Below are 24,169 nucleotides of genomic sequence, written 5' to 3'. Positions count from 1 at the left end.
GCGGGTTTATCTGGCCGCGCGCACCTGTTTCAGCCCGATGATCTCCGGCAGTGAGCCGGTCGGGGACGGGTCAGCCTGTCTTGTATCATCCGGCAGCGTGCTCTTCGCAGCGTCGGGAAAACGCGCTTTCATTTCGCGCAGGAATCCGTCGAGCGTGTCGACGCTTGCCGCCATCTTCGCGATCGCCGCGAATTCGGTGCTCGAGGCCGCGGTCGGCTTGCTCGCGGTCTCGAAGGCGGCCCGGTCGGCGTCATCGCTCATCAATGGCGCATATTTCTCCCGGAAACGCGCCATGCCAATGGCATCCTCCGCCAGCGCGTATCCGACCACGGCGCGGATGATATCGCCCTTTTCCGCGGGGTTCAGCGGCTTGAAGTCGCGCCAGCGCTCGCCGTAGTACAACTCGATCTGCTCGGCCGACTCGCGCCAGCGCCGCGACGCCCAGTAGATATCTGAGCGCAGCCGGATTGCCTCGCGGCCGCCGATGTTCGAGATGATGTCGAGCGCGAGATCGTGGCGGCCGACGTCGCTTTCGGCGCGCGCCTCAAGCAGGAGCCGCTGCTGGCGCAATTCGCCCGAGAGATCGGCGATGCGTGTGGTGCGAAGCGCCGCGAGCGCGCGGTCGGGCTTGCGGTTGGTGAGATAAACCATCGCAAGACGCGCCGCGACCTGCGCGCGCGCCGCGCCCTCGAGCCGATGATCGACCTGATATTGCAACAGCTCGCTCGCCTGATCGAGCAGATCCACCCCGACCAGCCGGTCTGCCAGCCGGCGGATCATTTCATCGCCGCTCCGCCCGATCGGCGTGAATTCGTGGAATTCATAAAACAGTCCGAGCGCATCGACCGGGGGCAGCTTGTCGCCCTTCGATCCCAGGAAAATGTCCGAAAACAGCGCGGCTGCCGCATCCTGGCCCTGACGCGACGGTCCGGAATTGGGATCGATCCTGTTCGCGAGCCGAACCGCCGCCAGCGATTCGCGGTAGCGCCCGGTGTCGGAATAGATCCGCGCCATCATTTCCAGCGCCCTGACTTCGAGATCGTCGCCGCGCCACGTCACTTCAAGCGTCTCGAGTTCGCGCAAGGCATCGGCGCGGCTGATTTCGTTGCGCTTCTGGAGCAGCGTGATCTCGTCCAGCCTGCCTTCCGTCGCCGCGGCACGATCAGGGGACTCGATCGCCATCCTGTAGTCGCTCAAGGCGTCCTGTTCATGCCCGAACGCTTCGGCGAGGCGGCCGCGCATCACCAGAATCGCAGGCTTCATCTCAGGCGGAATGCCGATGACATCCAGATCGGTGGCGCGCTTGTCGGCGTCGGAATAATCCTTGACCTCGAGCGAGGCGCGCATCTGATCCGCAATCACGATCCGCTGCAGATCGAGTGGCAGCGCGGTGATCGCGAACCCGGCGTTCTTGAATTTCTCACGCGCCTCCGCCCATTTGCCCAGCCCCGCATAGGCCAGCGCCTTCCACAATTCGGAATCATATTTGGTGCCGACCACGGGACTGGAGATATCCTGGATGCCGAGCGCCGGCCGGCCCATCAGGGTGTTTGCGACCGAATGCACCACGAGCGCCAGCGGATCCTCGGCGCCTGGCTTGACGCCGGCCAGCGCCACGTCAAGAACGGCCTTGGCCTCCGGATACAGTCCGTGCGCCATATAGAAACGGGCGAGATCGACGCGCGCCGGCGTGCGTTGATCGGCTTCGGCGTCCGCCTCGGCCCGGATCAGCGCATTTTCCCCGTCGCTGAAGTCTCCGTCCCGATTCTTGCGCCACTCCTCGACATCGAAAATGGGCCTGACCGCGGTCGGTGCGCGCTCGGCCTTGATGTCGACCGGCGACAGCGTCAGCCCGCCGGGTCTGCTGAGGATGACTTTGTCGGGTGAGATATCGGCCGTGATATCGTCCGCGTTGGGACGAATGGCGATGCCATGAATCGATTCGAGCAGCGACATGTCGACGAAATCCTGCCGCTTGATGAAGCCGCGAACCGGCGGCGTCGCCGTGATCACCATCAGCGTGTCGCCGGCTTCCGGATCGACGATCCGGTGCAGGCGGCCCGGCTTGGACAAAGCCACCGTGACATTGGCATGCGCGGGATCGAAAACGCTTCGCATCACCGTCAATGGCTGGGTCGGCGTTTGCATCGTATCCGAGAAAGTGAGCGTCCAGTTCGCCGCGCCGTCGCGGTCATCGCTGGTCAATGACGGCATTTGCGGGCGGTTGAGCCGGATCCGGATCGCTTGGCCGTTTTGCAGCGGCACCAGCCTGACCTGGGCGATCATGACACCGTTGTCGTTCTGGATCGGCGCGACGTCGATCGGCCTGGTGGAATCGAAAACCAGCCACACCGTGTCGGCGCGGCGAAACAGGGCCGCCGGCGTCGCGGCCGCAAAGGAAAACGTCACATGCAGGCCAGCGCTGTCGCGGATGGCGCTCACGGAAGCCGTACGGTCACCGGTCGCGGTTTCCGGCGGAGGCGTTGGCGCAACAGCCGCGGCCTGCGGCGTCACCGGCAACGGCGTTTCGCTTGCCGACGGCATCGCACCCGGCGTCCCGGCGGCGGCCGGATCTGTCTTCGGCGACGCCGGCGCCGGCGGGGTCTCGGCCGGAGCTGCGGCGTTTTGCGCGGCCGGTGCAGGAGACGCCGCCGGTGCGGGGGATGCCTCCGGCGCGGCGTCGGGCTTGATCTCGATCCCCGCTTGCTTGGCAAATTTTTCCGAGGTCAACGGCCCGGCCTCGCTGGACTGCTGTGGCGGAACGGCTTTATCGGCCGGCTTTTCGGACGCAGCCGGTGCGGCCGCTGACGGTCCCGCTGGCACGGCGGATACCGGCGCAGCCGCGGCAACGGCTGATGGCGCAGAGGCGGCCGGCACGGAAGCGGGAGCGGCGGCCGCCGCCGGCAACAGCGCAGACGGTTTCTCGGCGGACTGGAACGCCACATCGACGATGTAGTTCTTGTCCTCGCGGAAGGAATGCACGTCGACATCGCCGATCAGTGCGATTTCCACTGCGGATGTATCGCCCTGGACTTTCTGGTTGATCGAGGCGACGTTCGGCGGCGCCGCCACCTTGGCGTCGGCGAGATCGAAATTAAGCACGGCATTGAACTTCAGCGTAAGATCCTGGTCGTTCAGGACCGACGAGACGCTGACGCCGTCGGGCATCTCGAATATGAAGCGGACGAAGGTCGGCTGCATCGACGCGCGAACGCGAACGGGAGGACGCTTCTTCGCAGCATCCGACGCGCGCTGCGCCCGCAACGCCCGCTCGGCCGCCCGCGCCCGCTCGGCCAGTTCGCGGATCACCTCGGGAGGAAGGTTCGGCGGCGCACCGGCCCATGTATCGGGCAACAGATCAATAAAGGTCCTTTCGCCCGCCGACATCGTGTTGACGGTGACCTTGCGCACCAATGACAGCCGGATCGCCATGCCATCCGGATCGCGCCGGGCGGAGGCGACATAATCGGGCACGGCATCGGCAATCGTATCGACGGCAATATCAACCGGCCGCTTGAAGCGGATCACGAGAATGGTGCCGGCCATGGTGACGTCGGAATCGACGTCGTCAGCCATTTTCAGAACCAGCCGGGCGTAGCCGTCGTCGGCTGAAAACGTCGCCTCCCCCTTGACCGGATCGGTCTGGCAGAAGCCTGGACCGATCGATCCCCACAGCAGCAGAACAGCCGCAAGCCATGACGGCCCGCTCAGGCAACGCCGGACGCTCCGCGCAGATGCGCGGATGAGCGACCAGAATCCAGCGGCAGCCATTCGCGCCATTTCCGAAGGGTCTCTCGGTTCACCGACCTGACCGGCAGCGGGAATGCCCTCGCCCGCGCTGCCGAATCTAGAATTGGCGATATAAGGATTTGTTAAATAACCGGCTAATTGGGCCTTTGCGGCAGGGCCTTGCCCTCGATTTTGGGAAGATCGCCGTCGGAAGCGGATTGCTCGCCGCCGGCGCGGCGGGCCATTTCGGTGGTCAGCCGCTCGGCCGCTTCCGGCGACATCAGGCCGAGAATATCGGACATCTTGCGCGGCGCGATCTTCGAGGCGATCTCGAACAGCACGGGCATCTCGAGCCGGTCGAACACCTTGGCGGCATCCTTCGGCTTCATGTTCTCGTACATGGTGACGATCCCCTTGAAACGCGCTGCATCGGCTTCGCTTTTCTGCTCGGTCGCCGTGGCAATCCGGGACTCGGTGGCCTTCAAATCCTCGACGCGCGATTCGACGCGCTTTTCGGCAGCCTTGAGCAGGCTTTCACGGATATCGATTTCGCGCGCGCGCGCGTCCAGTTCCTGCCGCCGCGATTGCAGCCGTTCGAGGATCGCGCGCTCCGAGGCCGATACCGGTTGTCCCTGCGCCGGAGCCGGATCGTCGGAATTGGCCGCTTCGGCCTGGGGAGCCGCCGGCTTGGGCGGATCGCCCTTCGGATTTTCATCCTTCTTTTCGTCGACTGAGCCGGTGACATCGGCGGGGTCAGGCTTGGAGCCTGGAAAATTGAGATTTTCCTGCGCCCAGGAGCGCTGGGTCGATTGCGGGTCATAGTCGAACACATACCCGCCATTGATCACGATGCCGGCGATCTTCACGACGGCAAAGCCGAAGATGGCAATCATGACCACCGGAATGACGCGAATGTCACGAAAGGATTTCATGCGGCGAGGCCATCAGACCTTCTGCGGTCGGAAAATGCCTGGGCCGCCGCCGCGAGGGCCTTGGCGCTCGACATATTGGCATTCGACACCTTCACGCCCGATCCGTCGGCGTTCGACATATTCGACGCCGCCTCCGCAGGCTCCGCTTCAGGCGAAGGCCGCGCGGCGAGCGCGATCTTGGAAAGCCTGCGCACCACATTGTCGCCTTCGGCAAGCTGCTTCTTCAGTTGCAGCGACATCTGGGTCGCCGCGGTGAGCTGATTGCCGAGATTCTCGTTGACGTCGCGAACCGTATGTTTGAGGCCGCCGATGGCGCGCTCGGCGATTTCGGTCGCCGTGATCAGTTCGGCAATCGTCGCCTTCAGCGAGCTCTCATCCGCCTTCAGGCGCATCAATCGCTTGTTCAGCAGCATGCAATACCCGATCGTGAGCATCAGCAACGCAGCCACAAGGCTCTCGATTGCTATTCCTAAGGAGTGACTCATTGGGCCTCCATCATCTTGGTTTGCTCATCGGCCTTCTCGAACATGGCGAAGGTGGTCTTCGGTTTGCGCAACTGCTTGGTGACGCGGATGGCGACGCGGTCGCCGACCCGGCCCATCCGCCCCTCCGTCAAAGTAACGTCGCCGCAGCGTACCGCCACCAGCGCGTCGGCGCGCATTTCAAGCGGCAGGGTATCGCCGACTTTCAGCTTCATGAGTTCCTTGAGCGGAATATCGGCCTCGTAAAGCACGGCGTCGACCGAGATCTCCGCTTGCGCGACTTCGGTCGCGAAATGACCTTCCCAGATCGGGTCACGGCCGAATTTTTCGCCCATGAACATCTGCAACAGAACGCTGCGAATCGGTTCGATGGTCGCATAGGGCAATAACAGCTCGATATTGCCGCCGCGATCTTCCATGTCGATGCGCAGCCGCACCAGGATGGCGGCGTTGGCGGGCCGGCTGATCGCGGCAAAGCGCGGATTGGTCTCCAGCCGGTCGATTTTGAAGGTCACCGGCGACAGCGGCCGGAACGCCTGCTCGGCGTCGGCCAGCACGACTTCGATCAACCGCTTGACGAGGTTGGTCTCGATGGTCGTGTACGGGCGGCCTTCGATGCGCAGCGAGGTTTGCCCACGCCGGCCGCCGAGCAGAACATCGATCATCGAGTAGATCAGGTTCGAATCGACCGTCGCCAAGCCAAAATTTTCCCATTCCTCGGCCTTGAACACGCTGAGCACGGCCGGCAGCGGGATCGAATTCATGTAGTCGCCGAACCGCACCGAGGTGATGCGGTCGAGCGAGACTTCGACGTTGTCCGAGGTGAAATTGCGCAGCGAGGTCGTCATCAGCCGCACCAGCCGGTCGAAGACGATTTCGAGCATCGGCAGGCGCTCGTAGGAGACCATCGCCGAGTCGATAATCGCGCGGATGCCGGAATTTTCGTCGACATTGACGTCGCCGACGCTGAAGCCCAGCAGATTGTCGATTTCCTCCTGGGAAAGGACCCGCTCGCCATTCTTGTTGTTGCCGAACTCGCGTCCGCCGTCCTCGACCATCGCGGCCCATTGCAGCGCCATGGTTTCGGAAAGTTCATTGGCGCTGGCCGCCGCCGCGGCTTCCGCGGGATCCTCCGAATCCAGCGACGCTTCCCATTGGGCTGCGATGGCATCCTGGTCGACATCGTTTTCCGCCATGATCCTAGCTCCGCCCCGTCACTGAACGACGATTTCCTTGAAAAGCACCGCGCTGACCTCATTCGGCGCCAGCACCAGATTGACCCGCCGGGTCAGTTCCTCTTTCAGCCGGAACAGGCCGGCCGAGCCGCTCAGATCGCTCGGCCGCAGCTCGCGCAGATAGGTCTGGAAAATATCGGTGACGCGCGGCAATTTCAGTTTGATTGGTTCGGCTTGCTTCTCTTCCTTCACCTCGAGCGTCAACTTCACCTTGAGGAACTGGACGCGGTCGCCGGGATTGCCCGCCAGGTTGACCAGCATGTCCGGCAGCTCGATGAACGCCGGCGGCTTGGGCGGAGGTCCGGCTTCAGCGCGCGTCTCCTCGCCGTGATGACGGAAAAAGAAGAACCAGCCGGCACCGCCGCCGATGACGGCAAGCACGCCCACCGCCGCGATGATCATCTTGAGCCTGGCTTTGGGCTTCGCAGCAGCATTGGCTTCGGCCTCGATGCCGCCGCCGTCTGCCTGTTCGGTCTCTGCCATTGCCCCGCCCGGTCCCGTTTCGCAAATGAAGTCGATGCCGCCGGACAGACTTGGGACGCGATACAATGCCGCCAGCGCAAATGCGCTCTCACGATGCGGACGCTAAGATAATAATGGTTAACGGAACCTTTCGTTTGTCCGGCCGGTAGGAAAAAACTGCCGAGTAAATATGGTCAACAAGACCTTTCTGCCGCCCTGCGGCGCCCCCTGCGTAGCACTTAACCCATTATAAAACATACGTTTTCAGAACTGGCACGGGTTTCGCTGTGTCTGTTAGCGAACCGCGGCTTGGGAGAGCCTGTGGTTCGCAACATTCGCAGACCGGCCTGGGAGGGCCGCCTGCGGGTCACTTGAGGGGAGAACCATCGATGGAGAACGCGCTTCTCATCGGACTTTCGCGGCAGACGGTGCTCGAGCGGCAGCTCGATGTCGTCGCCAACAACATCGCCAACGTCAACACTGCAGGTTTCAAGGCCGATCAGTCGCTGTTCCAGGAATATCTGATGCCGGTCGCGCATGAAGACAATTTCATCGGCCGCGACCGCCGGCTCAGCTATGTCCAGGACAACGGCACCTATCGCGATCTGTCGCAAGGCGCCACCGAGCAAACCAAGAATCCGCTCGATGTCGCCATCGACGGCAACGGCTTCCTGGTGGTGCAGACGGCGGCCGGCGAGCGCTATACCCGCGACGGCGGGCTCCAACTCAACAACCAGGGCCAGCTTGTGACGGCCAACGGCGATCAGGTGCTCGGCACCTCCGGGCCGATCGTCTTTCAGGCGACCGATCACGACATCAACATCGCACCCGACGGCACCGTCAGCGTGGTGGAAGGCACCAGCCGGACCGATTCGCTGCGCGGGAAACTTCGCCTCGTGAGCTTCGCCGACGCCCAGCGGCTGTTGAAGGAGGGCTCGAACCTCTATTCGGCCGGCGAAGGCGCAGCCCAGGCCGATACCAGGTCGCTGGTGCAACAGGGTTACATCGAAAAGTCCAACGTCAATGCGGTCGCGGAGATGAGTCGCATGATCGAAGTGACGCGGGCCTACACGCAGGTCGCGACGCTGCTGCAACAGGAAAGCGACCTGCACAAATCGGCGATCGAAAAACTCGCGGACGTTCCGTCCTAACTAAAGGCCATTCGGGAGATACACCATGCAAGCGCTTCAAACTGCTGCGACCGGGATGGCGGCCCAGGAACTCAGCGTCCAGGTCATCGCGAACAACATCGCGAACATGCAGACCACCGGCTACAAGAAACAGACCGCCGCGTTTCAGGATCTGATCTACCAGCACGTCCGCCGGGTCGGCGCGCAATCTTCCGATCAGGGCACCATCCTGCCGATCGGCATCGATATCGGCGGCGGCGTCAAGACCGTCGGCACGCCGAGGTCGATGACACAGGGCACGCTGTCGCAAACCGGCAACGATCTCGATCTCGCGGTCACCGGCGAAGGCTTCTTCAAGATCCTGATGCCGGACGGCACGTTTCAATATACCAGAGACGGCACGTTCCAGATGGACAACCAGGGCCGCATCGTCAATGCCCAGGGTAATCTGGTGCAGCCTCAGATCACGATCCCGCAAAACTCCTCGGGCCTGACGGTCAGCCCCCAAGGCCAGGTGTCGGTGACGCAGCCGGGATCAACCACTTCGACGATCATCGGTACGCTCGACCTCACCCGCTTCGTCAACAAGGCCGGCCTGCTGCCGGTCGGCAACAACCTGTTCCAGGAGACGCCAGCGTCGGGGCCGCCGCAGGACGGCCTCGCCAACGCCGAAGGCTACGGCTCCATCACCCAGGGCAGCCTCGAACAGGCCAATGTCGACGTGGTCTCCGAAATGTCCAACATGATCGCGGCACAGCGCGCCTACGAGATGAACTCCAAGGTGATCAGCGCGGCCGACGAGATGCTGCAAACCACCGCAGCGCTGTTCCGGTAAAGGAGCTGATCATGATCGTCCGCCGCCTTCTGCTCGCAACCGCCCTGCTCGCGGCCGCCTCGGCAAGCGCATTCGCCCAGAGCAGCGGGGACACCATCGCAGCTCCGGTGCTGCGCGCCGACGTCACCGTGACCAGCGACGTCGTGCGGATCGGCGACGTCATCGACAACGCCGGCCCGGCCGCGCAGATCGCGATCTATCGCGCGCCCGACCTCGGCACCACCGGCTCGCTGCCGACCGTGCAGGTGCTTACCGCGTTGCAGGCGCATCAAGTGATCGGCGTCGAGACCAGGGACATCAAGGCGGTCTCCGTGACCCGGCTGTCACGCGCGATCGAGGCCAAGGACATCCAGTTGCAGGTCGCCCACGCGCTGGAACATCGCAGCGGCCTCGGCGATGCCGCCAACCTGACACTGACATTCGACCGCGACCTGCAAGATATCCAGCTTGAAGCCTCCTACACCGGCACCCTGCAGCCGGTCGGGACCCGGTTCGAACCACGCAGCGGCCGCTTCGATGTCAGTTTCGAGATCGGCAGCGAGAACAATTCCCCGTCAGAAAAATTGCGGTTTACCGGTATCGCGATTGAAACCATCGATGCCGCCGTGCTGACGCGCAATGTCGAGCGCAACGAGCTGTTGAAATCCTCCGACGTGACGATCGAACGCCGCCCGAAAGCCGAGGTCGGCAGCGACGCCGCCACACGCACCGCCGCGATCGGCATGCAGATGCGGCGGCCGCTGCGTGCCGGCCAGGCCTTGCGGACCGCCGACCTCGCCAAGCCGGACCTGGTGCAGCGCGACGACAATGTCACCCTGATCTACCAGACCAGCGGTCTCTATTTGACCATTCGCGGCAAGGCTCTGGAGAACGGCACCGAGGGCGACGTGGTCAGCGTGCTCAACCTGCAATCCCAGCGCACGATCTCCGGCACCGTGGTCGGCCGCGATCAGGTCGCGGTTTCGATCGCGGCGCCCCGTCTTCCGGATACCTCCACCACCGTCGGATCGATGGAGACCGCACCGGTCTCGGTCGCCGCCAGCAATAGTTCGCCAGCCGCTGCAAACGCCGAGTAAGGTTCATGTACTTTTCAAGTATCCGTCGGGCCGCGCTTACGAGCACCATGCTGAGCATCGTCAGCTTCGCGGGCGGCTGTTCGTCGATCGACCGTCTTTCGCAAATCGGCGAACAGCCGAAACTCTCGGCGATCGAAAACCCGACGGCACAACCCGGCTACAAGCCGGTGCAGATGCCGATGCCGAAGCCGGAAGCGGTTTCCTACAACGCCAACTCGCTGTGGCGGAACGGGTCGCGGTCGTTCTTCAAGGACCAGCGCGCGCACCAGATCGGCGACCTCCTGACCGTCACCGTCAACATCACCGACCAGGCCAATTTCGCCAACGAGACCCAGCGCAGCCGTACCGTCACCGAAGATTCCGGCATTACCAATTTTCTGGGAGCCAACCTCCTGGCCGGGAAGAACACGGCCCTGCCCGGACGCCTGCTGACCGCCGACGCCACCTCCACCAGCGACGGCAAGGGAACGATCCAGCGCCAGGAAAGCCTCACCACAAACATCGCCGCCGTTGTCACCCAGATCCTGCCGAACGGCAACATGGTGGTCGAAGGCAAGCAGGAGATTCGCGTCAATTTCGAAATGCGCGAACTGATCGTCGCCGGCATCGTTCGCCCCGAGGACATCCAAAGCGACAACACCATCGACTCCAGCAAGATCGCGCAGGCGCGGATCGCCTATGGCGGTCACGGCCAGATTACCGACATTCAGCAGCAGCGTTACGGCCAGCAGGTAATGGACGTGCTGCTGCCGTTCTAGCCGGCATGATGCAAAAGACAGGAACCGGTTTCGAGATCATGACCGAATAAGCAGATACGCACCGAGCTCCCACATCTCGCCCGCGAACCTAGGCGCAGTGAGATGTTCTACGCGGCCTCCGTTAGCTCCCCTGACGGAGGCCGTGACTTTTTTGAAGAACATGGCGATCCCGCCAATGTTTGCGAGGATGGGGGCGAGGGCCTAGAACCGAAAGAAGCCGCAGCGGGAAGCCGAGGCGCACCGAAGAAGCTGCACGGCATCGTCTCACGCGCCTGAACACGCCGGTATCATGTTAAACATCGCGAAGGAATTGCACCGCGAATGAGCGGCTGTGCCGCCAGAATGGGCTGGGAATTGTTGAGACAATTGAGGAAGCTTTGTCGTTGCCAAATTGCAGAACGGCGGTCTGTACAATGTCTGGCACTCTCGCAGTTTTCCTGATCGGGCTTGCTGGCGGCATTGCTGTCGGCTTCGGCTGGCGATCCCATATTTCCAGGCGGCGCAGGGTCAGATACTTGCTGAGACTGGCGTCGCAAGGTCCCTACGATCCCGTTAGACACCAGGGCCGGCTGTTCTAGAGTTTTTTCGGTTCTGATTGGATCAGAACCGAAGCTCTGTATTCTTTGTTTGACGCGTTTTCCTCACGCGAACCGGTATCTACTTCGCTTGAAACCGCTATAGCTGTTCATGCATCCGCGGATCGCGGCGCGCTTCGATCACTTTTGTTGTCGGCAGCGACCGCCAGCAGCCATATTGCAAATCCCGCCAGGGCCAGGCCGCAGCCGACCCATCCCGTCGATGTCCATCCATAGCCGGCAGAGATAGCGAGGCCGCCGAGCCAGGGTCCAAGCGCATTTGCGGCGTTGAAAGCCGAATGGTTGAGCGCAGCCGGAAGGGCCTGGGCTTTGCCGGACACATCCATCAGCCGCGTCTGCAGCACGGTCGCGAGAGCTCCGCTCAAACCGATAAGAAAGGCATCGACCGTCACGGTCCAGATGTTCAACGCTGCCCACGGGAACAAGGCCAACGCGGCTGCAGTCCAGATCAGCAGGCCGCCCGCCGTCGGCATGATGGCGCGATCGGCGACCCGCGGCACGACAATATTGCCGATGGTCAGGCCGAGTCCGAACGCTGACAACACCAGCGGTACGAAGGTGGGCGAAACATGCGTCACCTCCATCAGCGTCGTCGCCGTGTAGGTGTAAACCGCAAACAGGCCACCAAAGCCGACAGCGCCGATCGCGAGCGTGAACCAGACCTGGCTCCGCGTCAGGGCGTCCAGTTCACCCAATGGGCTTGCCTTCGGGGCTGGTTGATCGACGGGTGCGAACCACGCCACCATCGAAAAAGCAGCGATGGCAAGCGCTGCGACGACGCCGAAGCTCCAGCGCCAGCCGACCGCCTGTCCCAGCCAGTTCGCGAGCGGAACACCGATCACGGTCGCAACCGTCAGGCCAAGGAACACCTTGCCGATCGCCTGGGTCCGCTTGTGGAGCGGCACCAGCGACGCCGCCATCATTGCCGCCGTGCCAAAATAGGCACCGTGCGGAAAGCCGCTCAGGAAACGGAACACCAGCATCCAGTGGTAGCTGGGCGCGAATGCGCTCAGTGCGTTGCCAACGGCGAACATGGCCATCAGCAAAAGCAGGACATTGCGGCGCGCCAGGCGCGCCGTCAGCACGGCCAGCACCGGCGCACCGATCACCACGCCCAGCGCATACATGCTGATGACGTTTCCGGCGGTCGGCTGATCAATCCGCAGATCGGGCGCAAAATAGGGTAACAGGCTCATGGTTGCGAATTCAGTGGTGCCGATCGCAAAGCCGCCCATGGCCAACGCGAACAGGACAAGGCCGATCCCATCAGGGGCGGCATTCTGCTTTTCCATATCTTTCCCGAGTTCTTGGATTGCCGATTTCGAGCGTGCCAAGTCCTGATCGAATGAATGGCTTGATCGAATGAACGGCTCGATCGGATGACGGTGGCTCGATCATGAACAGTCGCCGCCCATGATCTGCGCGAGAAAAGTGTGCCGACACTTCAGGCGATTAATGTTCGCTGCTCCGATAGCGGATTTATGCCGATGTTCAGAGAGCACACGACGCATGTGTTCTATGCGTCTGGCGCTGCTTGAGCATTCGTCATTCATCGGAGGTTGAGACCTAACGGATAGAAGCACCTGGGGTAAGCGCGGACACATTGAATTCCGCGACTTCCGTCAGATAGCCATACACACCGGCAAATTCCAATAATGCCTGCGTGATGTTCCATGACGTCCCGGCTAGGCGTTTTCTTCACGCAAACCGGTTCAACCCCGCTCGAAACCGCGCCGGCCGCCGCAGCTTGGCGGGACATTCCAGTTGGGGCCGCCTGTCCTTGGATTCCGCCTGTCTTCGTCCTGATCGACGATCACGCAGCGTCTCTGCCGCCGGCAGGAGCTATCGCATGTGCCAAAGTCACGATATTCTTGGCGGGGCAGGATCGAAAACAGCCAAAACCGCGGCGCGATCCAACGCCAGGCAGTTGCGCGATGGACCCACTTGCTTTTCGGCTCAGGCATGTTTTTGCGATATTAATCGCGGCCGTGGTGGCGGCGGCCATCCTTCGGCATATCGTCCACATCTATGGCGGGATATCCCGCGAAGATATTCGGTTCGATGCCCTGTTGGGCGCCGGGCTTGTCGCAATCGCGGCGATTATTTTCCTGAGAAAACGCCGCGGGTGAGAATTGCGTTTCGCGGTGGTCTCGGAGTTCGCGCATCCATCCAGAGCAGTCTCCTGCCGCTCTCTCACGCCTCCGTCAGCCACGCTGGCGTCCTTCTGTGTCGCAGCGCAATTCGGGCAGATATAAACCATGGTCGTTCCCGACCATCTAAATTTCACGGTCAGGATCTCGCGCAACCGCCCGCAGCGAGGGCATTCACTTGACGATTCGGGCACCCCTGCCATTGCAACACACCAATCCGGACGCACTTTCGGTGATGATCCGCAGCGTCGTATATGATCGTATCTCAGACGGCATACGACCATACAGCCCAGGCGGGCGGCGATATGTGAGCGATTTCACACATGTGAATTGAGCACGATGACTATGCTGTGATGAGCGGCTCGCAAACAATGTTCCGCCCGACGCGACACCCACCCAATTCCGCGGGCCACACATATCTCCGTGCCGTTCCACGCACCGGATTCGGAACCATGATGGCCCCGATTGAATTATCGCTTCATAGAAGTGGAGCGGAACATGGCCCAACAAAAATTCGCATACTTGATCATCGCTCTCATGACCGTCGCACCCCCTGCCCTTGCCCAAACGGCTGGCGTCGGCGTTTCCACCGGACCGGCTTCCAGCGACGCGCATCAAGGGACCGGCGGTACGACGGCGACCGATAGCCGTTCCGTCACGACCGGATCAGCCGCGCATTCCCGCGACCTGCAACGAGGCGTTAACTCCGATGGCAGCATCGGCCAAACCGGAAAAGTCGGCACATCGCTTAACGGAAGGCCGATCGGCTTTCCCGGTTCAGGCCTGGGATCGCGCGAAGATTCGCTCGGCATCATCACGCGGTAGACAGGGTCCGGCCGGCTTTCGCTCGAAAACGCCGTAACCGGCTCCGGTCATGCAACCGCGGTCAGATCCTGCGGCGCGTCTTCGGAAAACAGCCGGTCCCGTCCGGGGATATATTGCTGCTCGGTGATATGCAGCCGCGCATTATTGGCTTCGCGTTTTTGGGCGTCTTCCTCGCCATAAAGAAACGCCAGGAACGCGTAGCGCCGACCTTTGGTCGCCGGTGTCACCTGATGCAGCGCGCCGCATGAAAACACCAGCGCACCGCCTTCCGACGGCCGGTACACCCTGCGGCCGAATTCCGGAAACATCAGGTCGCAGCCTTCGAAATCATTGTTGAGGTTGATCGAGAGCGCAAAGCGGCGGTGCTGTGCGCCGGCATTGACGTTGTCGCGATGGCGGAAGAAATGGCCGCCGGTCTCGCTGTCGTAACAGGCGACGATGTAGCGGTCCATGCGCGTGGCTTGAAACTGGAAATAACGCTCGATCTGCGGAATCACGCGGCGCACGATCTGGGTGCGGATGAGTTCGCGGACCTCGGGCACGTTGACGGGCACATCCTTGCGGCGTTTGAGCCGGTGATTGGACAGCGTCGTGGTCTTACCGCCGACGTCGTATTGAAAGCCGGAATCGACGCCGCCCTGCTGGTCGTGGAACTGCACGAGAAAATCGCAGAGATCGAAACTGAAGACCCGCGGCACCATCAGCGCCGGCGCGAACATCGGGACGCCGGCGGAGTCATCGACATCGGGAAGATTGCGCAGAACGCCGCGAACGGTTTCAGAATGGCCTTGCGGAATGTCCCAGGGAATATCGGCGATCGATCTCAGCATGGGATCAAGCACGATCGTACGCGGCATCCCCTCGGCGCCGAACATCCGGCTGATGGCGCCGTCATAGTCGGCGAGGAAGAACAGTCTGCTGCTGCTGATCGCGGCAAGACTGTCGATATCGGGTTGGCCGGACAAAACGCAGCCGATGACGACATGCTGCTCGCTCAATGCTGCGCTCTCGCGCACCAGTTCGCCGATCTCGGAGATCGTCCGCGGATTTCCCGGCTCGCCGAGAAAGCTCAGGACCACCCAGCGGCCTGCGCTGACATGCAGATCGAAAGAACCGCCGGTGATCACCGGCGCGCTAAACCAGGGTACGGGATCACCGAGAACCATGCGGCACCACGCTTTAGAAGAGTTGATCGTGACAGAGCCGCCCCCGGAGCCATCTTCAAAAAGCTTGCCGGGTCATGGTTAATCAATATTTAAACTGCATGTTACGCGATATTGCATCCGGCTGCGCCGTACATATCCGGCAACAAACGGGCGCAAAAAATACGATTTCTGGATCGCTCCCGGTCCGATCGAACACAGGATCGCTTCAGGAAAACGCGGCTTCCACCGTGCCGAGCCCGGACAGATCCATCGTCACCCTGTCGCCGGCGTTGAGCCATATCGTTTTCACCAGGCTGCCGGTCAGCACGATCTGCCCCCCGCGCAGACCCTCGCCCTCGTCGGCAAGATGATTGGCCAGCCAGGCGAGCGGATTGTGCGGATGGCCGAGCACGTCGGCGCCGGTGCCGCGGCTCACTTCGCTGCCATTGACGATTGCGCGTCCGGCCACATCGAGCAAATCGGGTGCGGCCGATCGCGCCACCGGTTTTCCCAGCACACAGCCGGCCGCATAGAAATCATCCGCCACCAGCGTCGGCGCGCCGATGGTCTGCCAATCGACATAGCGCTCATCTACGATTTCGATCGAGGGATGATAGGCCTCGACGGCTTTGGCGACGGTCTCCGCCGTGAACGGCGCCTGCGACGGCGACAGATCCTGTCCAAGCCGCACCGCAATCTCGCATTCGACACCGACGCGAACGAAATCGCCGTGCCGCAGCGCAACGCCGCTGTCATGAACGCCGCTGGCGAATACGCCACCGCCGCACGGATGGGGAATGCCGAGATATTGCTGCATCACCGCGCTGGTGCAGCCGATCTTGTACCCCACCAAGGCGCCGACCTGCGGCAGCAGCAGGTCGTGGACGGCGCGCTGAATGCGGTATCCCTCGGCCTCGTCCCCTGGCGCGATGTCAGCGGGCAACGGGCCGAGCGGCGTGCGATTGCGGCGGGCGGCGGCGATAATCTGTGCGGCCGCGCGTATCTTGTCCATCAGCCGCCCTCCCATTGCAGGTTTCGAGTTGACGATAATTGATCACCATGCCCGGCGTTTTACAAGCGCATCAGGCCGCGGCGCCCGATGGACTTCGACCGTTATGGAAAACAAGACCAGCCAGCCTTTCGATCTAGCCGCTTGCGATCAAGCGGCTAGATCAAGCGCTCCCGGTCTGTCCGCCATGCGCGGATTTTGCGGATGACGGTTCATGCTTGACTTGCGTCAAATCGATCGGAACCGGCCCGCATATCGTCAGTCATGGAGGGTATGACCATGATGTATGAATATGGCTGGTCCAGTACGGGCTTTGGTGCGGGACATTGGCTCTGGTTTGCGCTTATCGTCGCCATCGTGGTGATCCCGGTCGGGCGCATCCTCCGCCGCGTCGGATTCTCTGCGCTCTGGTCGGTGCTTATCTTCATTCCCGTGGTGAATCTGATCGCGCTTTGGCTGTTCGCCTATGCGGATTGGCCCAGATCCGAATTCCAGCCTGAATCCAAAAGCTGAAATGCGGGAAAGGCCGGGATGGGCGCGTTTTGCTATTTTCTGGGATCAAAGGCCGGATTTGCCGCGACCATGTTTGCAGCGGTGCTCGGCATTTACCTGTTAGCGACGCACACCGGCCATGTTCTCGGCGCCCTGCCTTATCTCCTGTTGCTGGCCTGCCCGCTGATGCATCTGTTCGGGCACCACCACGGGCATCATCATGAACCCGCGCCGGGGACAGCAGAAAGCGAACGCAATCAACCCACGAAGTAACGATCCGTCCGGCGCTCAAGCGCCGGGCACCGCAATCTGAGCCCGCGGCGGTGTCCTACTCGTCGCGATAGACCTTCTCGCGCTTCTCGTGGCGTTCCTGCGCTTCCACCGAAAGCGTGGCGATCGGCCGGGCTTCGAGCCGCTTCAGCGAAATCGGCTCGCCGGTCTCTTCGCAATAACCGTAGGTGTTGTCCTCGATGCGCTGCAACGCCGCATCGATCTTGGAGATCAGCTTGCGCTGGCGGTCACGCGCCCGCAATTCGATCGCGCGATCGGTTTCGGAGGACGCCCGGTCGGCAAGATCAGGATGATTGACGTTTTCTTCCTGGAGCGTCTGCAGCGTGAGACGCGATTCCCGCAGGATTTCGTCCTTCCACGCCAGCAGCTTGGCGCGAAAATACTCGCGCTGGCGCTCGTTCATGAAAGGCTCTTTTTCGGAGGGTCGGTAGTTTTTCAACTTTTCCAAGGCCAGCCCATCTGTACGTGCGAGGCGGCGGAAAAGTATCCGTCCGCGCCGCGCCTTATATAGCGGCGTCATGTGACAGACAATATCGACCCTTTGGGAAACAGGACCGTCCCCAAGGGCTTAACCGGGAGCCCGAGCCCGGCCGGATCGGGACGGCCCTGCCCGATTAATAGCCAACCGTGAAACGCTGGCGGATATGGGCCGGATGCTCGATTTCGTCGGCGAGCGCGACCGCGAAATCCTCGAAGGAAATCCAGCTTTTCCCATCCGCAGCGGTCAAAAGCTGATCGATCCCGAGCCGGAACTTGCCGGTTCGCTGGCCGGCGATGAACAGGGCGGACGGCGACAGGAAGGTCCAGTTCAGCTCCTTTTGCTGCCGGAGCAGGTCGAGAAAGGCTCCGCCCTTCTCGGCCTCCGCCTTGTATGCCACGGGGAAGTCCGGAATCGTCACCAGCGCGACGCCGGGGGCCACCTCAAGACTGCCGGCGCCGCCGACGACGAGATAGCGACCCACCTTCGAATCGCGGACAGCCCCGATCAGTTTCGCCGGATCGCTGTCGAGGAAATGGATAGAACTGATGGCGACGTCGTGGCCGGCCAATAGCTGCGCCAGCGAGCCCTGGTCCATCGCATCGCCCCGCTTCGCCACGACATTCGGCTGCGGGACGATCTTTTCCGGATGACGGGCAATGGCCGTGACGGCGTGTCCACGGCCGGCAAGTTCGGTGACGATACGCGAGCCGGCATTCCCCGAAGCTCCGACAACTGCGATTTTCATGACAACTCTCTTTCAGTTTTCTGGTATGTAATAGTTACTAGATATCAAAAAGGCTGTAAGTGTTAAGAGAGCACTTTGAGGTCACCTGATTACGCCGGAGTAACCCCCGTGAAAGCGCCCAATGCCTATTCGGCCGACTGCCCCACCCGACAGATCCTGGATCGCGTCGGCGACAAATGGGCGGTGCTCATCCTGCTGCTGTTGCGGGAGCAGCCGATACGCTTCAATCAATTGCGCCGGATGATCGAGGGCATCTCGCAGAAGATGCTGTCACAGGTGCTCAAGAGTCTCGAGCGCGACGGCCTGATCCGGCGCCGTGCCATCGCGACCGTCCCGGTGACGGTGGAATATTCGATCACGCCGCTCGGCGCGACGCTGGCAAAGGCGGTCGATCCCTTGCGCGATTGGGCCGAAACTCACTTGAAGGAAGTGCTGGCCGCGCAACGCCGCTACGATGGCCAGCACAAGGCGATGGCGGCGTAAAACGCCGTATTTCAACAGATTCAGTCTCCGGAAGCGCCGCTCCGGAGCGCGATGCCATCGCGCCCCCTAGACTTGGCCGTCCTAGACTTAGACGTCCTAGACTTGGCCCGCCTTGGCGAGTTCGACTTCGACCCGCAATTCGATCTCGGACAACACCGCATCCAGGCCCGGATCGCCGGAGGAGGATTTGAGGTTGGCGGCGGCGTCGCGCAGCCGGCTCACTGTCGAAGCGGTGAGATTGCCCGAGAGCAGACCGAGCTTGAGGTCGTCGAGCACGTCGAGCGCGCCCTTGCCGCGCTGCACCGAACGCTTGCGCCGTTCGGTCGGATCCTCGACCCCTTGCAGGGCCAGCAGCGCGTCGATGTTGGCGGTCGCCTTGGGCGCGCTGGTCGCGCGGCTTTCCGAAGCCGACGCCGTTTCTTCCGGTAACGCAAAACCGCTCGAACTGGTTCGTTTTGTGCTGGGAGCCGGAGCGCCCAGGGTGGTGCCGTTCGGTCCGTAGATGCGCATGGTCGTTCTCGCTGTGTGCCGCAAGCTTCGCTTGGTCGTGGTTAACGAAGCGTAAATGACCCGGCAAAATTTGCCGCGCGGGGCAGTTTCGTCATGGCGACAGCTAATGGAGCGTGACCAGATCTCTAATTTTTATCCAGCAAAATCAAACCATTAATCCGAAAATGCGCGCTGGCACGGCGCTCGCATAGTTAATGCCGGATCGCCGTCATGGGAGTGGCGCGCGCCGCCAAGCGTCAAGACCTCAGCGGGGAGCAGAGGATGCCAAGCGTGTTTTCGGCAAGCGTGTTTCGGGTGGCCTGTGCCGCATTGCTGGCGCTTGCGCTCGCGCTGCCGGCAACGCCTGCCCGCGCGACGTCCCGGATCAAGGATCTCGCCAATATCGAGGGCGTGCGGCAGAACCAGCTGGTCGGCTATGGCCTCGTCGTCGGCCTCAACGGCACCGGCGACACCTTGAACAACGCGCCCTTCACCAAGCAATCCTTGCAGGCGATGCTCGAGCGCATGGGCGTCAAGATCGCGCCTGGCGTCACCATGCGCACCGGCAACGTCGCCGCGGTGATGGTGACCGGCAATCTGCCGCCGTTCGGAACCCAGGGCACGCGGATGGACGTCACGGTGTCCTCGCTCGGCGACGCCAAGAATTTGCAGGGCGGTACCCTGCTCGTCACCCCCCTGCTCGGCGCCGACGGCAACGTCTACGCAGTGGCTCAGGGTTCGGTCGCGATCAACGGTTTCCAGGCCGAAGGCGAAGCCGCCAAGATCGTTCGCGGCGTGCCGACGGTCGGCCGTATCGCCAACGGCGCCATCATCGAACGCGAAATCGAATTCGCGCTCAACCGCCTGCCCAATGTGCGGCTCGCACTGCGCAACTCGGACTTCACCACCGCCAAGCGCATCGCCGCCGCGGTTAACGACTACCTCGGCGTCAAGACCGCCGAGCCGATCGATCCTTCGACCGTGCAGCTTTCGATCCCGCCGGAGTTCAAGGGCAATGTCGTCGCCTTCCTGACCGAGATCGAGCAGTTGCAGGTCGAGCCGGACCTTCCCGCCAAGATCGTCATCGACGAGCGTTCCGGCATCATCGTGATGGGCCGCGATGTCCGTGTCGCCACCGTCGCGGTGGCGCAGGGCAACCTCACCGTCACGATCTCCGAAAGCCCGCAGGTGAGCCAGCCCAATGCTTTCTCGCGCGGGCGAACCGTGGTGACGCCGAACACGCGCGTGGGCGTCACTGAAGACGGCAAGAAACTTGCCGTCATGAAAGACGGCGTCTCGCTGCAACAGCTTGTCGACGGCCTCAACGGTCTCGGCATCGGTCCGCGCGACCTGATCGGCATCCTGCAGGCGATCAAGGCCGCAGGCGCCATCGAAGCCGATATCGAGGTAATGTGATGCAGACCAATGTGAACAATACCTTCGCAAGCCACGCGGCGACCGCCGGGATTCCGAACTTCGCCGGCCATCCGGATTACGATCTCGCGAACGCGCTGAACAAGGTGTCGCCGCAAGCGCAGGCCAAGACGAAAACGATCGCGACCAATTTCGAGGCGATGTTCATCAACTCGATGTTTTCGCAGATGACCAGCGGCCTGCAGGGCGACGGCCCGTTCGGCAACACGCCGGGCACCGGCGTCTGGCGCTCGATGATGACCGACCAGTATTCGAAATCTTTTGCCAAGGCCGGCGGCATCGGCATCTCGCATGAAGTCTATCGCACGCTGATCCTGCAGCAGGCCCGCGCCGGCAGCAACAGCTAACCCTCCCAAGGAAATCCGCAAGGAAACCAGACATGCAGCAATCCCCCCAGCGCCAGCCGGCCCCACCGCCGATCCCCGCGGCCGCGACACCGGCCGAGGCGCGCAAGCTCGCCGAGGGCATGATCGAGGTGATGACCACATTGCTTGGCGTGATCGAGCGCGAAACCGAACTGGTCCGCGCCGGCAAGATCCGCGAGGCGATGGCATTCGAGCCGAAAAAGACCGAGCTGTCGCGCCGTTACGTCAACCTGCTGACGCTTCTGAAGGCGAGCCATAAATATCTGCAGCAATCGATGCCGGAGCTTGTGACCACGCTGCATCGTCACCACGACGTGTTCCGCTCGATGCTGAAGATCAACCTCACGGTGCTCGCCACGGCGCACGCGGTCTCCGAAAGCATCGTGCGCGGCGTCAATGCGGAGATGCAGCGCCGCACCATTCCCAACACCTATACTGCAGCGGGCCGGCGCACCGCGCCGGGACCGCGCAACATCGCGCCGCTATCGGTCAGCCGCTCGCTTTGACATGGCGCTTTCGGGCGAAGCCCGCTCCCGGACTTGGATAGCGGTGTGGCTTCCGGTTCGCGTGAAGCTCAAAACACGCCGGCGACCGTCAGCCGGACGGCCAAGGGTTCGATCGGGTGCAGGACATAATCCATGACGCCGGTCTGGCAGACGGCCGTGGGCGCCCTCTGCACCGGGTAGCAGAGGTTATAGAGGCTGTCGGTCTTGATCAGCGACCCGTAGGCGTAAGTGATCTGGTCCGCGCTGGCGTCGAACAGATTGAGTGCGTCGAGCTGGATCCGCCAGCCGTTCTCGAACCGGTAACCGATGCTGCCGTTGAAGACGCTAGTGGCGGAGGAACGGAACGCGTTGTCTTCCGTCAGCGGACTGGCGCCCAGATAACGCCAGCGCAAGGTTTCGAACCAGCCGATCTTCTCGCCGATCGTGATTCCGGCGGACGCCACGATCTCCGGCGCATTGGGGATATAATTGCCGGGCGCGTTGCCGATCTGCGCCTGCGGATAGCCGGCCAGCGAGGCGTAGAGATCGGCCTGCGCGCTGTCGAAACCGACAAACCGCGCATGCGACACTGCGAGATCGCCGTCCAGCGTCAGCCAGGACGCCGGCTGATATGTGTTGGTCCATTCCACGCCGTAGCGGCGGCTCGGCCGGCTCGCCGAGGTGTCGCCCGCGTCGCCCTCGAATACGATTTCCGACGCCTGGTCGAGCATGAACAGGCTGACCGACGAATCCAGTCCCGGAATGATTTTGCTGCGAATGCCGACTTCCGCGCCCTTGGTCTGGACCAGCAGCGGCGACGCGCCGAGCGGAATCGAGGCCGCACCCGGATTTTGAACCCTGTCGACCGGCTCTTCGGTAATCGTCGCGCCACGCGCGTCGTTGCTGTGCATGCCGTAGCCGGCGCCAAGGAAAAATTCGGTCTTGTCGAACGGGCCCAGCACCAGGCTGAATTTGGGACTGCTGATCCCGGCGCTCACCTTGCCGGAATTGTTGGCGTCGAACAGGGAATCGACGCTGGCGTCATAATAATCGCCGCGCCAGCCCACGATGGTCCTGAGCCAGCCGATCCAGTGGACCGTATTCTGGATATAGACCCCGACGCTGCCTTCTCCCACCTTGTCGCTGCGAACGTTTGACAGGAAGGCGCGCTGATAGGTGTCGGTCAAACCGAGATCGATGTCGTCATACCGGGTTTGAACGCCGAAAGTGGTTTCCATCGGCCGGCCGGCGAACGCTCCGTTGAGCGTCCTGGACGCATTCGCGCCCGTCATCACCCGGTCGTCATGCTGATGAAACTGATCGCCTTGGGTCGGATTGCTCAGAAAATAGGTGAAGTCGTTGAACAGATCGAGTTCGCTTTTGACCACATAGGCGTTGGCCTTCCATGACCCGGCATCGTCGGTTCCGGCCATGCGCGCCGACAGCGCAAACCGGTCGGTGTTGCCGCCATCGGTCGGGTCCTCCTCGCCATACAATCCGATCTGGCCCGAGGTGATGGCGCGCAGCGGCACCTGGTCGGTCGAATTCCATCTGTTCGAATAGGCCATGCCGGTGACGGAAAAGCCGTCCGACGCCGTTCCCTCGGTGTAGCGCAGCAGACCATTGATCTTGCGCATGTCGTCCGGATTGACCCAGGGGCCGTTATAGGCGCCGGCCTCGCCCGCAAACAGCAGATTGCCGTCGCCGACCCTGGCAGAGCCCATGCCGAAGATTCGCTCATAGCCGAAGCTGCCGACGGTCATCTCCGCGACGTTGCTGCTGACGCTGTCGATCAGGCCGATGTGGAGATTGCCGGCCGAAGCGAAATCGCCCTCGTCGGCGAAATAAGGCCCCTTACGGATCTCAAGCGTGTTGACCGTTTCGGGCATCAGCCAGTTCAGGTCCGAATAGCCCTGCCCGTGCGCATGCGTGCGCAGATTGATCGGCACGTCGTCGACCCAGATCGCCATGTCGGTGCCGTGATCGAGATTGTAGCCGCGCAGAAAATACTGGTTGGCTTTGCCTTCCCCGCTGTGCTGGGTCACGATCAATCCGGGCGCCGCCTCGAGTATTTCTCCCGGCCGCGTGACCGGACGCGCGTTGAGTTCTACGCCGGTTGCCGTCATCTGGCTGGCGAGGCTTGGCGGGACAACCGGGCCGCTGCCGACATTCGAAGCGCCGGATCCCGTGGCCTGGGGCGTCGTCGCGCTGGCGCCCGAAGCGATCACGGCGGCGGGTTTCTTGCGGCGTAGCCCGGCAGAGCGCGTCTGCTGCGGCCGCAACTTCGGCTGCGCACGAACCGTGATGGTCGGAAGCGGGGTCGGATTCGTCGGTGTTTCCGTCTCGGCCGGCGCCGGCTGGCAAAACAGCGGCGCAAATGCCAAGGTGGATACCAGACGATACGAGAATTTTGACACGCCGCAGCCGATCAAATCCGGAGCGGAAACAAGCACAACTATTCGCAGCGACCGGCTTCGCGGCAACCGGCGCGAAGTGCGATCGGTGCAGCGCCCCATCCTGCCCTGATCGACAGCGCGAGG

The 24,169-nt window shown here is 62.4% G+C and carries 24 protein-coding genes; 12 read left to right on the top strand and 12 right to left on the bottom strand.

Annotated elements, in window-relative coordinates; genetic code table 11:
* Positions 1-6: 6 nt before the first annotated feature.
* From HB630_RS04095 to fliL, 5 genes are all read right to left on the bottom strand, one after another.
* Positions 7-3,780: a tetratricopeptide repeat protein gene (locus HB630_RS04095; RefSeq protein WP_213770216.1), complete on the bottom strand. Its 3,774-nt coding sequence runs from the start codon at positions 3,778-3,780 to the stop codon at positions 7-9.
* 104 nt (positions 3,781-3,884) lie between these two features.
* Entirely contained in the window at positions 3,885-4,661 is a 777-nt protein-coding gene (locus HB630_RS04090; protein ID WP_213770215.1) for a flagellar protein FlbB, read from the bottom strand.
* The gene (locus tag HB630_RS04085; RefSeq protein ID WP_213770214.1) at positions 4,658-5,146 is read right to left on the bottom strand and encodes a DUF6468 domain-containing protein; all 489 of its coding nucleotides are present in this window, start codon (positions 5,144-5,146) and stop codon (positions 4,658-4,660) included. Before HB630_RS04085 ends, HB630_RS04090 begins: the two co-directional genes overlap by 4 nt.
* Complete coding sequence (gene fliM, locus HB630_RS04080; RefSeq protein WP_213770212.1) at positions 5,143-6,339, bottom strand: flagellar motor switch protein FliM; 1,197 nt, start codon at positions 6,337-6,339, stop codon at positions 5,143-5,145. Before fliM ends, HB630_RS04085 begins: the two co-directional genes overlap by 4 nt.
* An 18-nt stretch (positions 6,340-6,357) precedes the next feature.
* Positions 6,358-6,861 (bottom strand): flagellar basal body-associated protein FliL, encoded by a 504-nt coding sequence (gene fliL, locus HB630_RS04075; protein ID WP_213770210.1) that lies wholly within the window; start codon positions 6,859-6,861, stop codon positions 6,358-6,360.
* 368 nt (positions 6,862-7,229) lie between these two features.
* Here fliL and flgF point away from each other — a divergent pair, with 368 nt between their 5' ends.
* Genes flgF through flgH form a run of 4 tightly spaced genes read left to right on the top strand, consistent with a single transcriptional unit; the run spans position 7,230 to position 10,639 of the window.
* A complete protein-coding gene (gene flgF, locus HB630_RS04070) occupies positions 7,230-7,991 on the top strand; it encodes a flagellar basal-body rod protein FlgF (RefSeq protein ID WP_213770208.1) in 762 nt (253 codons plus the stop codon).
* Between the two features lie 25 nt (positions 7,992-8,016).
* A complete protein-coding gene (gene flgG / locus HB630_RS04065; RefSeq protein WP_213770207.1) occupies positions 8,017-8,805 on the top strand; it encodes a flagellar basal-body rod protein FlgG in 789 nt (262 codons plus the stop codon).
* An 11-nt stretch (positions 8,806-8,816) separates the two neighbouring features.
* The gene (flgA, locus tag HB630_RS04060) at positions 8,817-9,881 is read left to right on the top strand and encodes a flagellar basal body P-ring formation chaperone FlgA (RefSeq protein WP_213770206.1); all 1,065 of its coding nucleotides are present in this window, start codon (positions 8,817-8,819) and stop codon (positions 9,879-9,881) included.
* 47 nt (positions 9,882-9,928) lie between these two features.
* Positions 9,929-10,639, top strand: a complete 711-nt coding sequence (gene flgH, locus HB630_RS04055) for a flagellar basal body L-ring protein FlgH (RefSeq protein WP_249780626.1) — start codon at positions 9,929-9,931, stop codon at positions 10,637-10,639.
* 685 nt (positions 10,640-11,324) lie between these two features.
* On the opposite strand, the gene HB630_RS04050 is transcribed toward flgH, so the two are convergent.
* Complete coding sequence (locus HB630_RS04050; protein ID WP_213770204.1) at positions 11,325-12,527, bottom strand: MFS transporter; 1,203 nt, start codon at positions 12,525-12,527, stop codon at positions 11,325-11,327.
* A gap of 381 nt (positions 12,528-12,908) precedes the next feature.
* On the opposite strand from HB630_RS04050, the gene HB630_RS04045 reads away from it, so the two are divergent.
* Positions 12,909-13,364 carry a hypothetical protein gene (locus HB630_RS04045; protein ID WP_213770203.1) on the top strand — a complete coding sequence of 152 codons (456 nt, stop codon included), beginning with the start codon at positions 12,909-12,911 and terminating at the stop codon, positions 13,362-13,364.
* A 558-nt stretch (positions 13,365-13,922) separates the two neighbouring features.
* Positions 13,923-14,210: a hypothetical protein gene (locus HB630_RS04040; protein WP_213770202.1), complete on the top strand. Its 288-nt coding sequence runs from the start codon at positions 13,923-13,925 to the stop codon at positions 14,208-14,210.
* Between the two features lie 47 nt (positions 14,211-14,257).
* On the opposite strand, the gene HB630_RS04035 is transcribed toward HB630_RS04040, so the two are convergent.
* Positions 14,258-15,376: a 2OG-Fe(II) oxygenase gene (locus HB630_RS04035; RefSeq protein ID WP_213770200.1), complete on the bottom strand. Its 1,119-nt coding sequence runs from the start codon at positions 15,374-15,376 to the stop codon at positions 14,258-14,260.
* Between the two features lie 205 nt (positions 15,377-15,581).
* Positions 15,582-16,367: a fumarylacetoacetate hydrolase family protein gene (locus HB630_RS04030; protein WP_213770199.1), complete on the bottom strand. Its 786-nt coding sequence runs from the start codon at positions 16,365-16,367 to the stop codon at positions 15,582-15,584.
* Between the two features lie 270 nt (positions 16,368-16,637).
* On the opposite strand from HB630_RS04030, the gene HB630_RS04025 reads away from it, so the two are divergent.
* The gene (locus HB630_RS04025; protein ID WP_249780625.1) at positions 16,638-16,877 is read left to right on the top strand and encodes a hypothetical protein; all 240 of its coding nucleotides are present in this window, start codon (positions 16,638-16,640) and stop codon (positions 16,875-16,877) included.
* A gap of 18 nt (positions 16,878-16,895) precedes the next feature.
* The gene (locus HB630_RS04020) at positions 16,896-17,129 is read left to right on the top strand and encodes a DUF2933 domain-containing protein (RefSeq protein ID WP_213770198.1); all 234 of its coding nucleotides are present in this window, start codon (positions 16,896-16,898) and stop codon (positions 17,127-17,129) included.
* Between the two features lie 55 nt (positions 17,130-17,184).
* Here HB630_RS04020 and dksA read toward each other — a convergent pair whose 3' ends face one another.
* Together dksA and HB630_RS04010 are read right to left on the bottom strand one after the other, a co-directional pair.
* Positions 17,185-17,550, bottom strand: a complete 366-nt coding sequence (gene dksA, locus HB630_RS04015; protein WP_213770197.1) for an RNA polymerase-binding protein DksA — start codon at positions 17,548-17,550, stop codon at positions 17,185-17,187.
* A 211-nt stretch (positions 17,551-17,761) separates the two neighbouring features.
* Positions 17,762-18,373: an NAD(P)-dependent oxidoreductase gene (locus HB630_RS04010; RefSeq protein ID WP_213770196.1), complete on the bottom strand. Its 612-nt coding sequence runs from the start codon at positions 18,371-18,373 to the stop codon at positions 17,762-17,764.
* 108 nt (positions 18,374-18,481) lie between these two features.
* On the opposite strand from HB630_RS04010, the gene HB630_RS04005 reads away from it, so the two are divergent.
* Positions 18,482-18,856 (top strand): winged helix-turn-helix transcriptional regulator, encoded by a 375-nt coding sequence (locus HB630_RS04005; protein WP_213770195.1) that lies wholly within the window; start codon positions 18,482-18,484, stop codon positions 18,854-18,856.
* A gap of 96 nt (positions 18,857-18,952) precedes the next feature.
* Here the strand turns inward: HB630_RS04005 and HB630_RS04000 are convergent, their stop codons facing one another.
* The gene (locus HB630_RS04000) at positions 18,953-19,366 is read right to left on the bottom strand and encodes a flagellar assembly protein FliX (protein ID WP_213770194.1); all 414 of its coding nucleotides are present in this window, start codon (positions 19,364-19,366) and stop codon (positions 18,953-18,955) included.
* 261 nt (positions 19,367-19,627) lie between these two features.
* Between HB630_RS04000 and HB630_RS03995 the strand changes: the two genes are divergently transcribed.
* Genes HB630_RS03995 through HB630_RS03985 form a run of 3 tightly spaced genes read left to right on the top strand, consistent with a single transcriptional unit; the run spans position 19,628 to position 21,650 of the window.
* Positions 19,628-20,761 carry a flagellar basal body P-ring protein FlgI gene (locus HB630_RS03995; RefSeq protein WP_213770193.1) on the top strand — a complete coding sequence of 378 codons (1,134 nt, stop codon included), beginning with the start codon at positions 19,628-19,630 and terminating at the stop codon, positions 20,759-20,761.
* Positions 20,761-21,126: a flagellar assembly peptidoglycan hydrolase FlgJ gene (gene flgJ / locus HB630_RS03990; RefSeq protein ID WP_213770191.1), complete on the top strand. Its 366-nt coding sequence runs from the start codon at positions 20,761-20,763 to the stop codon at positions 21,124-21,126. The genes HB630_RS03995 and flgJ overlap by 1 nt, the downstream gene beginning before the upstream one ends.
* A gap of 32 nt (positions 21,127-21,158) precedes the next feature.
* Positions 21,159-21,650: a hypothetical protein gene (locus HB630_RS03985; RefSeq protein WP_213770189.1), complete on the top strand. Its 492-nt coding sequence runs from the start codon at positions 21,159-21,161 to the stop codon at positions 21,648-21,650.
* Positions 21,651-21,718: 68 nt separating this feature from the next.
* Here the strand turns inward: HB630_RS03985 and HB630_RS03980 are convergent, their stop codons facing one another.
* The gene (locus HB630_RS03980) at positions 21,719-23,755 is read right to left on the bottom strand and encodes a TonB-dependent receptor (protein ID WP_249780686.1); all 2,037 of its coding nucleotides are present in this window, start codon (positions 23,753-23,755) and stop codon (positions 21,719-21,721) included.
* Between the last annotated feature and the right edge of the window lie 414 nt (positions 23,756-24,169).

It is taken from the genome of Bradyrhizobium sp. dw_78 (assembly GCF_018449525.1).
Classification (GTDB): Bacteria; Pseudomonadota; Alphaproteobacteria; order Rhizobiales; family Xanthobacteraceae; genus Bradyrhizobium.
Note: the sequence above shows the minus strand (reverse complement) of the source record. Positions and strands in the feature narration are given on the sequence as shown.

Bases quoted from the DNA above. Each gene is read 5' to 3' on its own strand.
- HB630_RS03995 (WP_213770193.1), top strand. From the start codon at position 19,628: ATGCCAAGCGTGTTTTCGGCAAGCGTGTTTCGGGTGGCCTGTGCCGCA.
- HB630_RS04040 (WP_213770202.1), top strand. From the start codon at position 13,923: ATGACCGTCGCACCCCCTGCCCTTGCCCAAACGGCTGGCGTCGGCGTT.
- fliL (WP_213770210.1), bottom strand. From the start codon at position 6,861: ATGGCAGAGACCGAACAGGCAGACGGCGGCGGCATCGAGGCCGAAGCC.
- HB630_RS03985 (WP_213770189.1), top strand. From the start codon at position 21,159: ATGCAGCAATCCCCCCAGCGCCAGCCGGCCCCACCGCCGATCCCCGCG.
- dksA (WP_213770197.1), bottom strand. From the start codon at position 17,550: ATGAACGAGCGCCAGCGCGAGTATTTTCGCGCCAAGCTGCTGGCGTGG.
- flgG (WP_213770207.1), top strand. From the start codon at position 8,017: ATGCAAGCGCTTCAAACTGCTGCGACCGGGATGGCGGCCCAGGAACTC.
- HB630_RS04010 (WP_213770196.1), bottom strand. From the start codon at position 18,373: ATGAAAATCGCAGTTGTCGGAGCTTCGGGGAATGCCGGCTCGCGTATC.
- fliM (WP_213770212.1), bottom strand. From the start codon at position 6,339: ATGGCGGAAAACGATGTCGACCAGGATGCCATCGCAGCCCAATGGGAA.
- HB630_RS04050 (WP_213770204.1), bottom strand. From the start codon at position 12,527: ATGGAAAAGCAGAATGCCGCCCCTGATGGGATCGGCCTTGTCCTGTTC.
- HB630_RS04025 (WP_249780625.1), top strand. From the start codon at position 16,638: ATGACCATGATGTATGAATATGGCTGGTCCAGTACGGGCTTTGGTGCG.
- HB630_RS03980 (WP_249780686.1), bottom strand. From the start codon at position 23,755: ATGACGGCAACCGGCGTAGAACTCAACGCGCGTCCGGTCACGCGGCCG.
- flgA (WP_213770206.1), top strand. From the start codon at position 8,817: ATGATCGTCCGCCGCCTTCTGCTCGCAACCGCCCTGCTCGCGGCCGCC.
- flgJ (WP_213770191.1), top strand. From the start codon at position 20,761: ATGCAGACCAATGTGAACAATACCTTCGCAAGCCACGCGGCGACCGCC.
- HB630_RS04085 (WP_213770214.1), bottom strand. From the start codon at position 5,146: ATGAGTCACTCCTTAGGAATAGCAATCGAGAGCCTTGTGGCTGCGTTG.
- HB630_RS04000 (WP_213770194.1), bottom strand. From the start codon at position 19,366: ATGCGCATCTACGGACCGAACGGCACCACCCTGGGCGCTCCGGCTCCC.
- flgH (WP_249780626.1), top strand. From the start codon at position 9,929: ATGCTGAGCATCGTCAGCTTCGCGGGCGGCTGTTCGTCGATCGACCGT.
- HB630_RS04035 (WP_213770200.1), bottom strand. From the start codon at position 15,376: ATGGTTCTCGGTGATCCCGTACCCTGGTTTAGCGCGCCGGTGATCACC.
- HB630_RS04095 (WP_213770216.1), bottom strand. From the start codon at position 3,780: ATGGCGCGAATGGCTGCCGCTGGATTCTGGTCGCTCATCCGCGCATCT.
- HB630_RS04045 (WP_213770203.1), top strand. From the start codon at position 12,909: ATGACGTCCCGGCTAGGCGTTTTCTTCACGCAAACCGGTTCAACCCCG.
- flgF (WP_213770208.1), top strand. From the start codon at position 7,230: ATGGAGAACGCGCTTCTCATCGGACTTTCGCGGCAGACGGTGCTCGAG.
- HB630_RS04030 (WP_213770199.1), bottom strand. From the start codon at position 16,367: ATGGACAAGATACGCGCGGCCGCACAGATTATCGCCGCCGCCCGCCGC.
- HB630_RS04090 (WP_213770215.1), bottom strand. From the start codon at position 4,661: ATGAAATCCTTTCGTGACATTCGCGTCATTCCGGTGGTCATGATTGCC.
- HB630_RS04020 (WP_213770198.1), top strand. From the start codon at position 16,896: ATGGGCGCGTTTTGCTATTTTCTGGGATCAAAGGCCGGATTTGCCGCG.